Source organism: Saccharopolyspora karakumensis (genome assembly GCF_004349225.1).
GTDB lineage: Bacteria > Actinomycetota > Actinomycetes > Mycobacteriales > Pseudonocardiaceae > Saccharopolyspora > Saccharopolyspora endophytica.
In genome coordinates this window covers 1-15,609 of the sequence record NZ_SMLA01000021.1, presented here as the reverse complement: position 1 = coordinate 15,609, position 15,609 = coordinate 1, and the positions used below count along the sequence as shown (strand labels likewise).

At 68.5% G+C, this 15,609-nt stretch carries 14 protein-coding genes and 1 pseudogene; 8 read left to right on the top strand and 7 right to left on the bottom strand.

Features of this window, described 5'->3' with window-relative positions; genetic code table 11:
• Positions 1-26: 26 nt before the first annotated feature.
• The 3 genes from E1202_RS15655 to E1202_RS15645 are packed head-to-tail and all read left to right on the top strand — an operon-like array spanning position 27 to position 5,056.
• A complete protein-coding gene (locus E1202_RS15655) occupies positions 27-1,931 on the top strand; it encodes an FAD-binding monooxygenase (protein ID WP_132683886.1) in 1,905 nt (634 codons plus the stop codon).
• A gap of 29 nt (positions 1,932-1,960) precedes the next feature.
• Positions 1,961-3,358 (top strand): aldehyde dehydrogenase family protein, encoded by a 1,398-nt coding sequence (locus E1202_RS15650; protein WP_132683885.1) that lies wholly within the window; start codon positions 1,961-1,963, stop codon positions 3,356-3,358.
• Positions 3,359-3,403: 45 nt separating this feature from the next.
• A complete protein-coding gene (locus E1202_RS15645) occupies positions 3,404-5,056 on the top strand; it encodes an amidohydrolase (protein ID WP_132683883.1) in 1,653 nt (550 codons plus the stop codon).
• Between the two features lie 222 nt (positions 5,057-5,278).
• On the opposite strand, the gene E1202_RS15640 is transcribed toward E1202_RS15645, so the two are convergent.
• The 3 genes from E1202_RS15640 to E1202_RS15630 all read right to left on the bottom strand — a co-directional run bounded on the left by E1202_RS15640 (position 5,279) and on the right by E1202_RS15630 (position 7,419).
• Positions 5,279-5,563 carry a hypothetical protein gene (locus E1202_RS15640; RefSeq protein ID WP_132683881.1) on the bottom strand — a complete coding sequence of 95 codons (285 nt, stop codon included), beginning with the start codon at positions 5,561-5,563 and terminating at the stop codon, positions 5,279-5,281.
• Between the two features lie 117 nt (positions 5,564-5,680).
• Positions 5,681-5,974, bottom strand: coding sequence for a DNA-3-methyladenine glycosylase (locus tag E1202_RS15635; RefSeq protein ID WP_132683880.1), 294 nt, complete (start codon positions 5,972-5,974; stop codon positions 5,681-5,683).
• Between the two features lie 137 nt (positions 5,975-6,111).
• Positions 6,112-7,419 (bottom strand): MFS transporter, encoded by a 1,308-nt coding sequence (locus tag E1202_RS15630; protein WP_235878414.1) that lies wholly within the window; start codon positions 7,417-7,419, stop codon positions 6,112-6,114.
• A 137-nt stretch (positions 7,420-7,556) separates the two neighbouring features.
• On the opposite strand from E1202_RS15630, the gene E1202_RS15625 reads away from it, so the two are divergent.
• Positions 7,557-8,459: a LysR substrate-binding domain-containing protein gene (locus E1202_RS15625; protein ID WP_132683876.1), complete on the top strand. Its 903-nt coding sequence runs from the start codon at positions 7,557-7,559 to the stop codon at positions 8,457-8,459.
• Positions 8,460-8,673: 214 nt separating this feature from the next.
• Here E1202_RS15625 and E1202_RS15620 read toward each other — a convergent pair whose 3' ends face one another.
• The 3 genes from E1202_RS15620 to arsM all read right to left on the bottom strand — a co-directional run bounded on the left by E1202_RS15620 (position 8,674) and on the right by arsM (position 11,100).
• Positions 8,674-9,117 (bottom strand): NAD(P)-binding protein, encoded by a 444-nt coding sequence (locus E1202_RS15620; RefSeq protein ID WP_132683875.1) that lies wholly within the window; start codon positions 9,115-9,117, stop codon positions 8,674-8,676.
• Positions 9,118-9,180: 63 nt separating this feature from the next.
• A complete protein-coding gene (locus E1202_RS15615) occupies positions 9,181-10,020 on the bottom strand; it encodes a helix-turn-helix domain-containing GNAT family N-acetyltransferase (RefSeq protein WP_132683873.1) in 840 nt (279 codons plus the stop codon).
• A 216-nt stretch (positions 10,021-10,236) separates the two neighbouring features.
• Entirely contained in the window at positions 10,237-11,100 is an 864-nt protein-coding gene (gene arsM / locus E1202_RS15610) for an arsenite methyltransferase (RefSeq protein WP_207918660.1), read from the bottom strand.
• Between the two features lie 200 nt (positions 11,101-11,300).
• Between arsM and E1202_RS15605 the strand changes: the two genes are divergently transcribed.
• Both E1202_RS15605 and E1202_RS15600 read left to right on the top strand, forming a co-directional pair.
• Positions 11,301-12,629 (top strand): NAD(P)-binding domain-containing protein, encoded by a 1,329-nt coding sequence (locus E1202_RS15605; RefSeq protein ID WP_132683871.1) that lies wholly within the window; start codon positions 11,301-11,303, stop codon positions 12,627-12,629.
• A 12-nt stretch (positions 12,630-12,641) separates the two neighbouring features.
• A complete protein-coding gene (locus tag E1202_RS15600; protein WP_132683870.1) occupies positions 12,642-13,865 on the top strand; it encodes an MFS transporter in 1,224 nt (407 codons plus the stop codon).
• On the opposite strand, the gene E1202_RS15595 is transcribed toward E1202_RS15600, so the two are convergent.
• A complete protein-coding gene (locus E1202_RS15595) occupies positions 13,862-14,941 on the bottom strand; it encodes an ArsO family NAD(P)H-dependent flavin-containing monooxygenase (protein ID WP_132683868.1) in 1,080 nt (359 codons plus the stop codon). The two genes, E1202_RS15600 and E1202_RS15595, sit on opposite strands and share 4 nt — an antisense overlap.
• 112 nt (positions 14,942-15,053) lie before the next feature.
• Here E1202_RS15595 and E1202_RS15590 point away from each other — a divergent pair, with 112 nt between their 5' ends.
• Both E1202_RS15590 and E1202_RS15585 read left to right on the top strand, forming a co-directional pair.
• Positions 15,054-15,431 (top strand): ArsR/SmtB family transcription factor, encoded by a 378-nt coding sequence (locus tag E1202_RS15590; RefSeq protein WP_132683866.1) that lies wholly within the window; start codon positions 15,054-15,056, stop codon positions 15,429-15,431.
• Positions 15,428-15,609 (top strand): annotated as a pseudogene (locus E1202_RS15585) (ACR3 family arsenite efflux transporter); the annotation flags it as partial. The gene E1202_RS15590 and the pseudogene E1202_RS15585, both read left to right, overlap by 4 nt.

Genomic DNA, 15,609 nt, shown 5'->3' with positions numbered 1-15,609 from the left:
TTCTCGCAATGTCGTGAGGAGAGATCGTGCAGTTCCACCACCACGGCTACGTTTCGGGTGATCCCCGCGTTCAGCCGGCTGCCGGGACCGGTGTGGATCGTCCAGCTGAGCTTCCCGACGAGGTCGACGTCCTCATCGTGGGCAGCGGTCCTGCGGGGATGATCGCCGCCGCGCAGCTCGCCCAGTTCCCGCACATCGTGACGCGCGTGGTCGAACGTCGCCCGGGACGGCTGGAGATCGGGCAGGCCGACGGCATTCAGGCGCGCAGCGTCGAGACGTTCCAGGCGTTCGGGTTCGCGGGCCGGATCACCGAAGAGGCCTACCGGATCACCGAGATGTGCTTCTGGGCGCCGGATCCGGACAACCCCGAGAACATCGTCCGGACCTCGCGGGCTCCCGACGACGCGACGGGCGTCAGCGAGTTCCCGCACCTGATCGTCAACCAAGCCCGGGTGCTGGACTACTTCGCCGAAGCGGCTCGCAACGCCCCGGCCAGGATCGAACCCGACTACGGTTACGAGTTCCTCGGCCTCGACGTCGCCGACGGGGGAGACCACCCAGTGACCGTCACGCTGCGGCGCAGCGCGGGCGAGAACGAAGGTGAGCAGCGGATCGTGCGCGCCAAGTACGTGATCGGGTGCGACGGTGCTCGCAGCGGGGTGCGGGAGTCGATCGGCCGTCAGCTGATCGGTGACCAGGCCAATCACGCTTGGGGCGTGATGGACGTGCTGGCCGAGACCGACTTCCCCGACATCCGCACCAAGTGCGCCATCCAGTCCCACGACGGCGGCAGCATCCTGCACATCCCCCGCGAGGGCAACCACCTGTTCCGGATGTACGTCGACCTGGGCGAGGTCTCCGCCGACGACCACGGCAAGGTCCGCGAGACCACGCAGGAGGAGGTGGAGGCGCGCGCCAACCGCATCCTGCACCCCTACGCGCTGACGGTGAAGCACGTCGGCTGGCGCAGCGTCTACGAGGTGGGGCACCGGTTGGCCGACAAGTTCGACGACGTGCCGGCCGAGCTCGTGGGCACCCGCACCCCGCGGGTGTTCATCACCGGCGACGCGTGCCACACGCACAGCGCCAAGGCCGGTCAGGGCATGAACGTCTCCATCCAGGACGGGTGGAACATCTCTTGGAAGGTCGCGCACGTTCTCGACGGGCGTGCCCCTGAATCGCTGTTGGACACCTATTCGGCGGAACGCCAGGTGATCGCGCAGAACCTGATCGACTTCGACCGGGAGTGGTCGAGCATGATGGCCGCCAAGCCCGAGGAGCTCGGCGAGCCCAACACGCTGGCGGACTTCTACGTCAAGACCGCCGAGTTCCCCGCGGGACTGATGACGCAGTACCAGCCCTCGCTGATCACCGCCGAGGCCACGCACCAGGAGCGGGCGGCCGGCTTCCCGATCGGCAAGCGCTTCAAGTCCCACGCCGTGACGCGGGTGTGCGACGCCAACTCGGTGCACCTCGGTCACCACCACCGCGCCGACGGGCGCTGGCGGATCTACGTCTTCGCCGACCGCCCGCGGGAGGGACAGCACTCGAAGGCGCGGGATTTCGCCGAGTGGATCACCGGATCACCGCAGTCCCCAGTGGTGGCTCACACGCCTGCGGAGGCCGACGTCGACGCCTTCTTCGACGTCAAGGTGATCTACCAGCAGGACTACACGGCCGTCGATCTCGGTTCGGTGCCCCGGGCGTACCTGCCGAAGGTCGGTCCCTACGAGGTCGTCGACTACGAGAAGGTCTACGCCGCGGACCCCGCGAACGACATCTTCGACGCGCGCGGCATCGACCGCGACGGCGCGCTCGTCGTCGTTCGCCCGGACCACTACGTCGCCCACGTGCTGCCGCTGGAGGCCACCGGGGAACTCGCGACGTTCTTCGCCGGCGCACTCGATACCAAGCGAAGCGTCGGCGTCTGAGGGCCGGTCAGTAAAGAATGGAGTAGCCAATGTTCGCGAAGGCCGACGACCTTGTGATGGTCATTCAGCCCGAGACCGGCGGCACCGAGATCAAGGACCCGGCCACCGGTGAAACCGTCGGCCGAGCCCCGGAACACGCCAGGGCGCACCTGGATTCGGCTGTTGACGCCGCCCGCGCGGCTCAGCCCGGGTGGGACGCCCTGGGCCACGCCGAGCGCAGCTCCTACCTCAACCGTGCGGCACAGGCTGTCGAGGACAACGCGGAAGCCCTCGCGGAGCTGTTGTCCAGGGAGCAGGGCAAGCCGCTCAACGGGCCCAACGCGCGTTTCGAAGTTGGCGCGTGCGCGGCGTGGCTGCGCACCACCGCCTCGTTCGAACTCGAACCGGAGGTGGTGGCCGATGGCGCGGAACTGCACTACCGCCCGTTCGGTGTCGTGGGTGCGATCGGGCCGTGGAACTGGCCCATGATGATCAGCGTCTGGCAGCTGGCCCCGTCGCTGCGGATGGGCAACACGGTGGTGCTCAAGCCGTCGGAGTACACGCCGCTTTCGGTGCTCGCCCTCGCGCACGTGCTCAACACCGCGCTCCCCGATGATGTGCTGCACGTGGTCTCGGGTGGGCGTGAGATCGGCGAGGCGCTGGTCGCGCATCCGCACATCGACAAGCTCATGTTCACCGGCTCCACCGAGACGGGCAAGGCCATCATCCGGTCCTCCGCGGACACCGTGAAGCGGCTGACCCTAGAACTCGGCGGCAACGACGCAGGCATCGTGCTGCCCGACATCGATCCGGCGAGCATCGCTGAGGATCTTTTCTGGGGCGCGTTCATCAACACCGGTCAGACCTGCGCGGCTCTCAAGCGCCTGTACGTCCACGAGACCGTCTACGACGACGTCGTCGAGGCCCTGGCCGGGCTCGCGGCCGCCATGCCGATGGGCGTCGGCCTCGACGAGAGCAACGTACTCGGACCGGTGCAGAACAAGGCCCAGTACGACATCGTCACTGAGCTGGTCCAGGCGGCGAAGGACGACGGCGCCCGCATCGTCGTCGGCGGTAATCCGGTCGAGGATCAGCCCGGGTACTTCTACCCGACGACGCTCGTTGCTGACATCGACGACAAGAACCCGCTCGTCGCGCGAGAGCAGTTCGGTCCGGTCCTGCCGATCATCAAGTACTCGTCGGTTGACGAAGCTGTGGCGATGGCCAACGGACTCGACGTCGGGCTGGGAGCATCTGTCTGGTCCTCCGACCAGGAGAAGGCGCACTCGGTCGCCGTGCGCCTGCAGGCCGGCACAGTGTGGATCAACAAGCACGGCGCTGTGGACCCACGCATCCCCTTCGGCGGTGCCAAGCAGTCGGGGTACGGCTTGGAGTTCGGAGTGGAAGGACTCAAACACCTCGGCCAGCCCCAGGTCATCAGCCACTGACCCGGCGGAACATCGGCCTGACACGCCCCTTGAGAGGAGCCGAGCATGAGTTCTCCCGCGGATCTCGTCGTGACCGGTGGCCGGATCTGGACCCAGGACCCTGGCCGGCCGTGGGCCGAGGCGCTGGCCGTGCGCGATGGGAGGATCGTCGCGGTCGGATCCGGTGCCGAGGCCGAAGCGTTCACCGGTCCGGAAACGCAGGTGCACGACGCCGGCGGTGCGATGATCATGCCGGGCCTGATCGACGGGCACGTGCACCTCAACCTCGGTGGCAGTCAGGCAGCGTTCGAGCTGCCGTTGGCGCCCACCGAGGGTCTGGACACGATCCTCGGCAAGGTCGGTGAGTGGGCGGCAGGCCTGGGGCCCGATGCCTGGGTGGTCGGCGGGATCGTCGGCAGCACTGTTTTGGACGGCCTCGCTGACGCCGCCGTTCTCGCGAGGCTGGACGAGGTGAGTGGTGGGCGGCCGGTGCTGCTGCGAGACGACAGCATGCACAACCGCTGGGTCAGTTCCCGCACCCTCCAATTGATGGGCGTCGGACCCGGTTCGGCGGATCCTGACGGCGGCCGGTATGTGCGCGACGGGAACGGCTGCTTGACTGGGGTGCTGCACGAGTCGGCGTCGGCGGAGGCCGAAGCCGCGTTCACCAGGTCGATCACCGATGTTCAGACCCGGACGGACAAGGCCGTCGCCACTGCCATCAAGACGCTCAACTCCTACGGGGTGACCTCGGCGCAAGAGGCCGCCACCATGCTCGGCTCGGCGCGAGCCCTCGCCGCTCTCGAATCGTCCGGCGGGCTCAATGCCCGGGTCGTGTTATCGATGCCGGTCCGGCCGTTCCTGGAGGAAGGCATCGTCGGCGAGGAGCTCATCGCCGAGGTCGCGGAGCTGCGTGGCGAGCTGGTCCGGCCGGACTTCGTGAAGATCGTCCTGGACGGTGTTCCGATGACGCGGACTACGGCCCTGCTCAGCCCCTACCGGTGCGGTCACGGCTCGGAACCAACGCAGGGGGAGATGTACTGGACGCTTGAAGACCTGGTGGCACAGTTGAAACGCTGCGCCGAGCTCGGGCTCGGTGCCAAGCTCCACGCCACCGGTGATGCCTCCGCGCGTCGCGTGCTCGACGCCGCCGAGCGGTTGCGGAACGAGACAGCCTCCGGCATTCGCCTGCAGATCGCCCACGCCGAGTTCGTCCACCCCGACGACGTGCCGCGCTTCGCGGAGGTGAACGTCGTCGCCGACCTCTCGCCCTACATCTGGTATCCGAGCGTGATCCAGGACAGCATCGCCGAACAGGTGGAGCCGAGGGTCGTCGAGTCCTCCTGGCCGATGCGCGACCTCGTCGACAGCGGCGCGGTCGTCGCTGCAGGTTCGGACTGGCCGTGCGCCGCACCGTCCCCCGACCCCTGGACCGGGCTGGAAACACTGGTGACACGGCGCAACCCGGACGAACGCTTCCCCGGCACGCTCAATCCCGGACAGAAGCTGACGCTGGAGGAAGCGATCGCAGCGTTCACCTCGAACCCCGCGGACGCCCTCGGCATCGGCGACATTGCGGGGAGGTTGGCGCCCGGTTGCTCAGCCGACTTCATCGTGCTGGACAGGAACCTCTTCGAGATCGACTCCGGTGACATCCACGCAACGCGGGTGCAGCGCACCTACTTCGCGGGCCGGCTCGTGCACAAGACGGACGGCTGAAGGGAAACCCCGCAGCACCGAGCATGCTGATCACCGCAACAGCGCCAGCTGCTGAACCGCGCTCCACGGTTACCTTCGAAGAGGTCGTCGAGCGAGAAGTTCCGGCAGTCGCACTGCTGCATCGTTCAGCCCGATGCCTCGTGCTCAACAGCCGTGGCGAGGATCGGAGCGAGACTGCTGACGAATGGAGCCGTTCTGGCAGCCCAGAAATCTGGCGCTGTTTCAGATCTTTGCGGTGAACAAGTCGGAGTGCAGCGAGGCGATCGGGCAATCAGTGACGCCGAGAAGCAGGTGGTCCAGTGCGGTCGGCACCACGCTCTTCCTGAGCACCGGCCCCAGCAGAAGGGTGTCGCGCGTACCGACGTCCCGGAGTAAGGGAGAGGGTGAGCGCAGGACCTTGACGACGGCGGTGTGGCGTTCGCCGCGACGCAGGACCAGCCAGTGGCCGGGTAGTAGGTCGTCGGCGCTCGGCGCCCACTCCTCGTGTGCGACCTCGCGGTTGTTCACGTACGCGCTGCAGGGCGTTGAGGTCGGCGGAGTGCGCGATCAGCCCGCGCCAGGTCAGCTCGTCAAGGGTGTGGTCACTCACGCGCCTAGTGTTTCGCGCACGTCCGCAAGCGGCCTTTAGACCCGTGCCCGGATACGGCCGTGCCCACCACGCCGGTAGGCGCTGAGGCTTCCGAACCGTCGACCAAGGACCGCCACGGCAGGTCCATCGCGGTCGAAACACCCGCCGACCGCTGCGGATGCCTTTTCGGCGACCTGCTCGCCCGCGTAGAGCCGGATCAGCGAGACCGAGTCGGTGAGGTCGATGCCGTTGTGCTCGCGGGCGATGCCCAGCACGCCAGTCAACCCCGCGGGGCCGCTCGCCGGCTGCGCGGGGTTGCGGGCCCCGAGCCGCCGGGCACTGGCAAGCACGACACCTTCGAGACCTCGCCGACGCACAACAGCGCCGCACCGCGGACGCCGTCGTCCAGGCAGATCACGTTGATGCAGAAGTGTGGAGAAGACCGGTGGGCTCGGGCATCACGGCGAGAAGCCCGGTGGTTTCCGATTCAGAGTGTCAACTTCTGCTGGTCACGCGCGATGAGCGCGAGGCAACCCAGGCTGAGCAATGAGACCGCGACGAGGTAAGCGGTGACCGGGGTGGAGGAGCCGGTGGTCGCGTAGAGCGCGGTCGCCAGCGTCGGGGCGATGCCACCGCCGAGGATCGAGCCGATCTGGTAGCCGAGAGAGGCGCCACTGTAGCGGACCCGGGTCGCGAACAGATCGGAGATCAGCGCGGCCAGCGGGCCGTAGGTCACACCCAGGAAGAAGGCCGCCCCCAGCACAGCGACAATGATCAGGGTCGCGTTTGCGGTGTCGACCAGCGGGAACAGGGCGAACATCCATGCAGACAATCCACACGAACCCAGCAAGAGCACCTTCTCACGGCCATGCCGGTCGGCCAGGCGGGAGGCCCACGGAATGACGACCAGCCACGCGGCCGCCCCGATCAGCGTGGTGGTCAGCATGGTGGTGCGCGAAAGCCCCAGCGTCTTTGTGCCGTAGGAGAGCAGGTAGGCCATGAAGAGGTAGCCGATGGTGTTGTTGCCGAGAAACCCGCCGGCGGCGAGCAATACCTGACGGGGGTGTTCCCGCAGCACCGTGATCAGCGGTAGCCGCTCGTCGTTGCCCTCGTCTTTGACCTTGGTGAACTCGGGACTCTCGTCGACGCTGAAGCGGATGGCCAGACCAACGACCACCAGCAGGGCGCTGAGCAGGAACGGGATTCGCCAGCCCCAAGCGGTGAAGGCGTCGCCGGGGAACACCCCGGTTGCGGTGAGGAAGACGACGTTGGCCAGCAGCAGACCGCCGGGCACGCCCATTTGCGGGAAACTGCCGTAGAAGCAGCGCTTCTCTGGTGGCGCGTGCTCGACGGCCATGAGCACGGCTCCACCCCACTCGCCACCGACACCGATGCCCTGCACGAACCGGAGCGCGACCAGCAGGATCGGCGCCCACACCCCGATGGTCTCGTAGGTCGGCAGCAGCCCGACCCCAGCCGTGGCCAGGCCCATGAGCAGCAGCGAGGTGACCAGCATCGATTTGCGGCCGATCTTGTCGCCGAAGTGCCCCATCACCACGCCGCCCAACGGCCGGGCGAGGAATCCGACGGAGAAGGTGGCGAACGCGGCGAGTGTTCCGGCGGTGGGAGAGAAGGCGGGGAAGAAGAGCGGACCGAAGACAATCCCGGCGGCCATCCCGTAGATGAAGTAGTCGTACCACTCGATCGCCGTGCCGACGAAGCTCGCCGACGCCACCTTCAACGGGCTGATCGGTCGTTCTTGCGCGCTGAGGCGCGTGCGCGTCGTTGCTGCCACGCGGTGCTCCTGAGGTGAGATGAGTGCACATACGGGGTGAACAGGCGCTACCGCCATGTTTGCTGGGGAGCTAGCGTGCCAGCCGTCACAAGCACGGGAAAAGAACGAAAACGCTGGGATATATATAAGCTGAGGTGATGAGTCGCTTGCGGTTCTCGCTTCGCCAACTGGAGTACTTCGTCGCAGTGGCCGAGTCCGGCACGCTGAGCGGAGCCTCGGAGAAACTGCTGGTCTCCCAACCCGGGCTTTCGCAAGCCTTGGGTGACCTGGAACGGGCGCTAGGCGTGCAGCTGGCGGTGCGCCGCAAGGCTCACGGTGTCACGCTCACCCCGACTGGAACGCAGGTCTTGCAGTACGCGCGCGATCTTCTGCGGCGTGCGGAGGATCTGGAGAACGTGGCGGCGGGCGGGGATACGCTCGCTGGCACGCTGTCGGTCGGCTGCTACGTGACGCTCGCGCCGACCGCACTGCCGCCGCTGATGCAGGAGTTCTGCGACCTGCACCCAGGGGTGACCATCGACTTCGTCGAAGACACTCAGGACGTGCTGCAGCGGCGACTGCGCCAGGGCGAACTGGACCTCGCTGTCCTCTACGACATGGCCATCGACCCGGAGATGGCGCGCACCGTGATCAGCACGGTGCATCCGCACGTCCTGCTGCCGGCGGATCACCGGCTTGCCCACGCCACCGAAGTCTCTCTCGTTGACCTGGCCGACGAGCCGTGCGTGCAGTTCGACGCCCCGCCGAGCTCGACCAACACCCACCGCATCTTCGAGCAGGCGGGCGTCGTTCCGAACGTGCGCTACCGGCCGACGACCTTCGAAACGACCCGTGCCCTCGTCGGCCGCGGCATGGGCTATGCCGTGCTGGTCCAGCGCCCGGAGAACAACCACACCTACGAAGGGCGTCCACTGGTGGTCAAGGAGATCGCCGAAGATGTCAGGGAGGAACGCATTGTGATCGCCTGGCCGAGGTCGATGACGTTGCACCGCCGCGCGCAGGCGTTCGTCGACTTCTGCCTCGAACGCCGGGCCGATTAGGGTGACCAGCGCCGAGCTCATCGCCCCGGTCCACGACGGACAGACAGGCCGTTTCTGCTTCGCCCATCTCCCAGGGAGCCAGGCCCACGAGTACGTCCAACGCCGGTGAGCCTGGTCAACCGAAGCCTGGACATGTCGTCGAGGGCGCGCATGGTGTGGGCCAGAAGAGGACCGGCATCCGGCGCGGTAGCCAGCAGCACCCGGTCGCCGGGGTTCAGTCCGCACCAGCGACGCACCGCCACGAGGGGTTGGAGGTAGGTGACGTCGGGGCGGTAGCGGGTGGCGACGATGACGGCGTCGATGTGTTCGTGGGTGCCGTCGGTCCAGGTGGCCTCGGTGGTGTTGAGGTGAGCGAAGAGGGTGCGGTGGTGGGGCTTTCCGGCTTCGATGGCAGCTTTGCAGGGGCGTTTGTCGGAGACCGGTGTGGTGGGGGTGTGCGTAGCCAGGGTCCGAGGGGCAGGATGTCGAGTCTGGTGGTGGCGGTCCACCAGTGCAGGTCGCTGCCGAGCAGCGTGGGGTTGGCGTAGCGCGGCCAGGAGCCGACGGGTTCGGCTCCTGCTTCCAGCACGACGGGCCGGAGGCCCTGGGAGCGCAGCGCGTGAGCGGCGGCGAGTCCGGACTGGCCGCCGCCGATGACGATGGCGTCGCGGAGGTTCACAGGGCACCTCTCATCGACCGTCGCCCTCACGGTGGGCGCCGGTGTGGGTGAGAGGGGATCAGGTCAGTCGTTGTCGCAGCTGCGGCGGCGTTCGAGGAAGACGGTGTCGCGCCAGACGCCGTGGTGCTGGGCGATGCGTTCGCGCAGTCCGACGGTGCGGAAACCGGCGGAGTAGTGCAGGGCGATGCTGGCGCGGTTCTCCGGGAAGACCGAGGTTTGCAGCGTCCACAGGCCGTCGGCGTCGGCGGCGGTGACCTGCTTGTGCAACAAGGATTTTTTGACGCCGCGGCCGCGGAAGTCCTCGCCGACGTAGGCCGATGTTTCCGCCACGCCCGAGTAGCAGTGCCGGTTGGACACGTGACTCGCGGCGGCCCATCCGGCGACCTGCCCGTCGACCTCGGCGACCCACCGGTGGTCGGGCAGCCACTTGGCCTCCAGCGACTTGCGCGGCGGGACGTCGGTTTCGAAGGTGGCGTGGCCGGTGGCGATGCCTTCGGCGTAGATGCGGCGCACCTCGGTCCAGTCGCCGGGTTGCAGCTGCCGGATGGTGACGTCCTCGGGGAGGTCGTCCGGGCAGCAGGGGCGGGCGACGACGCCCATGACCGCGTCGGCGGCGTGCGGCAGGCCGGTGCAGCATGCGGTGTTGACCGAGACGAAGGTGGTGGTGCGTTCCTTGTGCAGCAGGACGAACCCGACGTCGGCGAGCTTGCGCACGTGGTGCGAGCAGGTGGACTGGCTGATGCCCAGCTGTTCGGTCAAGGTGCCCACGCTGATCGTGCCGGCCGCCGCCACCGCGTGCAGCAGGCGGACGCGGGTGGGTTCGGCCAGGCACGCGAACCACTCGGCGTAGGTGGTCGCATCCTCTGCGGGCAGCAGTCCGGTCTCAGAAGCCGTCGTCGTCATGCCCTAAGTATCGACACACATCGATGGTTTCGTCAATCGATTCACGTCGATGAACCCGGCGTGGCGCTTCTGTTCGTCCTGTCGTGCGCAGAGGCAAGCATGGACAGGTGCGCATCGGCCGAGCAAGCCACTTCGCGGCACAGCGCTCTGACTTCCGCCGACGCCAGCTCACGCGCTCGATGAAGCCGGTTGAGCTCGATCGTTTGCGACTCTGGATCAATGGGTGTCCCGGCAGGCGCAGCCTGCGGCATCTTTGGCTTCGGTGATCGTGGTTCCCCGACCGGTGGCCTGTTCGGTGGGCGTGCAGCAAGCGGTCACCCCGCAGCAGGCGCCCTCTGTTTCCGAAATGGCAGGTTTGGTGGCGCGAATGATCGCCGAGTGCATGTGGTCGGCGACCTGGTGGGTTGAGGTGATCTCGACTTCGGTGAATCCCGCTGCCCGTAGCTCGTCGTGGTATTCGGCGAAGGTGAGCGCTCCGGCGATGCAGCCGACATAGGTGCCACGGTCGGCTCGTGCTTGAGGGCTGAGGTGGTCTTCGGCGACCACGTCGGTGATGCCGATGCGTCCGCCCGGGGTCAGGACGCGGAAGGTTTCGGCGAACACGGCGGGCTTGTCGACGGAGAGGTTGATGACGCAGTTGGAGATCACGACGTCGATCGTGTTCGCCGGGAGCGGGATGTTCTCGATGGTGCCCTTGAGGAATTCGACGTTGGTGGCGCCCGCCTTCTCGGTGTTGGCCAGGGCGAGGGCGAGCATTTCCTCGGTCATGTCCAAGCCGTAGGCCTTGCCCGTGGGGCCGACCCGGCGGGCGGACAGCAGCACGTCGATGCCGCCACCAGAGCCGAGATCGAGAACGCGCGCCCCGTCGCCCAGCTCGGCGACTGCGGTGGGGTTACCGCAGCCGAGCGACGCCGCGATGGCTGCGGTGGGCAGCTGTTGGCGTTCGGATGCTGCGTAGAGGCTGGATCCGAAGCCGTCGCCGACCTCGACCTGCGCCGGTCCGCAGCAGCTATCGGTGATGTCGTCTTGGCTGGCGGCCGTGGCCGCGGCGGCGTAGCGCTGTCGGACGGTGTCGCGCAACTCTGCAGGTTGTTAGCTCATCGTCGATCCTCTCTTCGCCGCGGCGACGCCGGAAGCGCTTCAACGGCCTCATCGATGTCCGCGCAATGGTCCCTGCTGTCCAAGTATCGACCCGGATCGATGCTTGTGTCAATCGATCCACGTCGATACATTCGAAGTAGTTTCATCGAAGGTGATCGATCGATGCAAAGGGGTGTGTCATGGACGAGAATTCGGTTGTGGTGGTGGGTGCAGGCCCGGTGGGTCTCGCGGCGGCTGCGGAGGTTCTGGAGCGCGGTTTGCAGCCGTTGGTGCTCGAGGTGGGGCCGGAAGCCGGCTCTGCGGTGCGGGAGTGGTCGCATGTGCGGTTGTTTTCGCAGTGGTCGGAGTTGATCGACCCGGCCGCGGCGCGGTTGCTGGAGCGTCAGGGCTGGCAGGCGCCGGAACCGGCGGGCTACCCATCAGGTGCGGAGTGGGTCGAGCAGTACCTGCAGCCGTTGGCGGCGGCGCTGGGGGAGCGCGTCCGCTTCGGTGCCCGGGTGGTGGGCGTGGCTCGCCGCGGCCGGGACCGGGTCGTGGATGCCGGACGGGCCTCTGAGCCGCTGACGGTGCACGTCAAGACCGGGACCGGCGAGGAGCGGATCACCGCCTCGGCGGTCATCGATGCTTCCGGGACGTGGCGCAGTCCGAACCCGCTGGGCGGCGACGGGTTGCCGGCGGTGGGGGAGCGCGCCGCACGGGAGCGGATCAGCTACCAGGTGCCCGACGTTTCCGATGCGCAGGTCCGGGCCCGGTTCGCGGGCAAGCGCATCGCCGTGGCCGGCAGCGGGCATTCGGCCCTGACCGCGTTGGTGGCCTTCGCCGGACTGGCCGAGGAGGCGCCGGGTACGGAGATCGTGTGGGTGCTGCGCCGGGGCCGCTCGGGGGATGTGTTCGGTGGCGGTGAGGCCGACCAGTTGCCCGAGCGCGGGGCGTTGGGGCTGCGTGCCGAGCAGGCGGTCGATGCCGGACACGTGCGCACGGTGACGGGTTTTCGCACGGCTGCGGTCGAGGCCGATGGGGATGGTCGTTTGGTGCTGACCTCGTTCGAGGGGCACAAGAGCGAGCCCGTCGATGAGGTCGTGGTGCTGACCGGGTTCCGGCCGGACCTGTCCTGGCTCTCGGAGATCCGGTTGGGCCTGGACTCGGTGCTGCAGGCGCCGACGGCGCTGGCGCCGTTGATCGATCCGAACGTGCACTCCTGCGGCACCGTCTACCCGCACGGAGCCAAGGAACTGGCGCATCCGGAACCGGGGGCGTTCGTGGTCGGGATGAAGAGCTACGGCCGGGCGCCGACGTTCCTGGCGATGACGGGCTACGAGCAGGTCCGCAGCGTGGCCGCCGCGATCGCCGGCGACGCCGAGTCCGCCGAGCGGGTTGAGCTCGTCCTGCCGGAGACCGGAGTGTGCGGTGGGGCCGGGCTGTTCGAGGAGCCCGAGGCCGCGCAGGGCGGCGGCTGCTGCGGCGCGCCGCAGCAGAGTGTCGAGTTGGCGGCGCCCCGGAGCCGCTGAGCGCTGAGGCGCATGCACTCCGAACCGCGGACGACCGCCGTCGCATCGCCCGTCGAGGCCGTGCGGCGGCGTCGCGCGCTCATCGCCCTGTGCATCACCGAGATCACCAGCTGGGGCGTGCTCTATTACGCCTTTCCGGTGCTGGCGCCGGCGATCACGCGCGACACCGGTTGGTCGCTGCCCGCCGTGACGTGGGCGTTCTCGGCCAGCCAGATCGTGTCCGCCGTGACCGGGATCGCGGTCGGGCGGTGGCTGGATCGCCGTGGCCCGCGTGCGGTGATGACCGCGGGCTCGGTGCTGGCCGTGCCCGCCGTGCTCGGGATCGCGCACGCCCCGAGCTACGGGTGGTTCCTGCTGGCGTGGTTGGTCGCGGGGGTGGCGATGGCGGCGACGTTCTACCCGCCTGCCTTCGCCGCGGTGACCCGCTGGTACGGGCCGGACCGCGTGCGCGCGCTGACCGCGTTGACGCTGGTGGCGGGCCTGGCCAGCACGGTGTTCGCGCCGCTGACCGCGGCGTTGAACGACCACCTCGACTGGCGCGGCACGTGCGTGGTGCTGGCCGTCGTGGTCGGCGTCATCACGATCCCGCTGCACGCCGGGCTGCGGCTGCCGTGGCCCCACCTCGCCCACGACGAACATTCGTCGGCCAACGGGCACGCGGCCGAGATTGCGCGCAGCCGAGCGTTCTTGGCGTTGCTGGCGACGATGGCCCTCGGCGGGTTCGGGGTGTACGCGGTGGTGATCAACCAGGTTCCGCTGCTGACCGAACGCGGCTTCGACTCCCACCTGGCGGCCTGGGCGCTCGGGCTCGGCGGTGTGGGGCAAGTGCTGGGACGCCTGGGCTACGCGCCGCTGCAGCGACGCACCGGGGTCCGTGGCCGCACCGTCGTCATCCTGCTGGCCTGCGCGGTGACCACGCTGGTGCCGGCGGTGGTTCCGGGACCGGCCGGGCTGTTGATCGTCGCGGTGATGCTCGTGGGCATGGCCCGCGGCGTGTTCACCCTGCTGCAGGCCACCGCGGTCAGCGACCGGTGGGGCACCGCCGCCTACGGGAGGTTGAGCGGCCTGCTGTCGGCGCCGCTGATGATCGCCATCGCGCTCGCACCTTGGGGCGGTTCGGCGATCGCGGCGGCCTTCGGCGGGTTCCCGGCCTTGTTCCTCGTGCTGGGCGCCATGACCGCAGTGAGCGCACTGCTCGCGTTGGCCACCCGCCCCACCGCCGGGATGAGCGGCTAATCGGCGGATCGCGAAAGGTGTTGGGCGATGTCGGCGACCGCGGGTTTCGCGGTCCGTGCGGCGCCCACCAGCGTGGCCGAGGCCCAGCCGGTCCAGTCGCCGTAGCCCAGCAGGTGCAGCCGTGGTTCTTCGACGCTGCGGCTGCCGTCTGTGGGGATGGTGCCGTTGTCGGTGCGCAGGCCCAGCGGCGCGAGGTGTCGCAGGGCGGGGCGGAAGCCGGTGCACCAGATGATCGCGTCGCAGTCGAGTTCGCGGCCGTCGTCCCAGGCGATGCCGCGCTCGGTGAGCCGGTCGAACATCGGCTCGGCGTGCAGCACTCCACGCTGACGAGCCTGCAGCACGCTGGGCACCATCACGATGTCACCCAGCTGCCGGGTCCCGCCGTCGTCGGGCAGTCCCGCGCGGCGTGCGGCTTCGCGCTGGGTGGCCACGTCGAACAGGACCCGGCCGTCGACGTCGTCGGGCATGAATCGCGGCGGCTGTGCGGTGACCCAGGTCGTCTCGGCCACAGTGGACACATCGGCGAGGATCTGGGCCCCGGAGTTGCCGCCGCCGACGATGACGACGTGCTGGTCGGCGAACTCCTTGGGGCACCGGTAGGACTCGGTGTGCAGCTGCCGTCCGGCGAAGACCTCGCTTCCCGGATGCGAGGGCCGGTGCGGTTGGCTCCAGGTTCCGGTGGCGCTGACGACGATGTGCGCCCGCCACGTCCCGCGGTCGGTGTCCACGGCCAGCCACGCACCGGCGTCGTGGACACCGTCGACGCGCACTGGCCGCTGCACCGGCAGCTGGTAGCGCCGCTCGTAGGCGGCGAGATACTCCACGACGTGGTCGGCGGTGGGGAACTCCTCGCCGGGCTGGCGAGGCATCCACCACCCGGGAAGCGGGCTGTACTCGGCCGGCGAGAACAGCCGCAGCGAGTCCCAGTAGTGCCGCCACGCCCCGCCGGGCTCGGGCCGGTCATCGAGGATGACGAAATCCAGCTGCGCGCGGCGGAGGAAGTACCCGGCCGCCAGACCTGCCTGTCCACCGCCGATCACCACCACGTCCCGGGCCTCGGGCACCACAACCTCCATCCACCTGAGTCGAACAGTCCTGCACCCTGCGCGGCGAGGCGCCGATCACAGCGCGACGGGAAACCTGTCGTCGAGCTTGCGTTCCTATCTCGATGGATGTCAAGTTAGACGCATGCCGAAACAAGACGTCCTGATCGTCTCACGGGGCGAGGCCGAACCGTGCGCCTCCGCCGTGATGCGGGAGCCGCTGACCGTCGACCAGGCCGCTGACCTGGCCAAGGTGTTCAAGGCGATCGGGGAGCCGGTGCGGTTGCGCCTGCTGTCTCTGATCGCTTCGCACGCCGGCGGCGAGGCCTGCGTGTGCGATCTGACCGGTGCTTTCGAGCTGTCCGGGCCGACGATCTCGCACCACCTCAAGGTGCTGCGCGAGGCCGGGGTGATCGAGGGCGACCGGCGCGGCACGTGGATCTACTACCGCGTGAAGTCCGACACGTTGCGGCTGCTGTCGGAATCGCTGGCTCCGGCTCAGGATGTGGCGGTGACGGCATGACCCAGACGCAGGACAACGCCGTCGTGGCGAAGCTGTCCACACTGGACCGTTTGTTGCCGGTGTGGATCGGCGCGGCGATGGTCGTCGGTCTGCTGGCCGGTCGCTGGGTCCCCGGTTTGGGGTCTGCGCTGGACGCGGTGCAGATCGATGGTGTCTCGCTGCCGATCGCGCTGGGTCT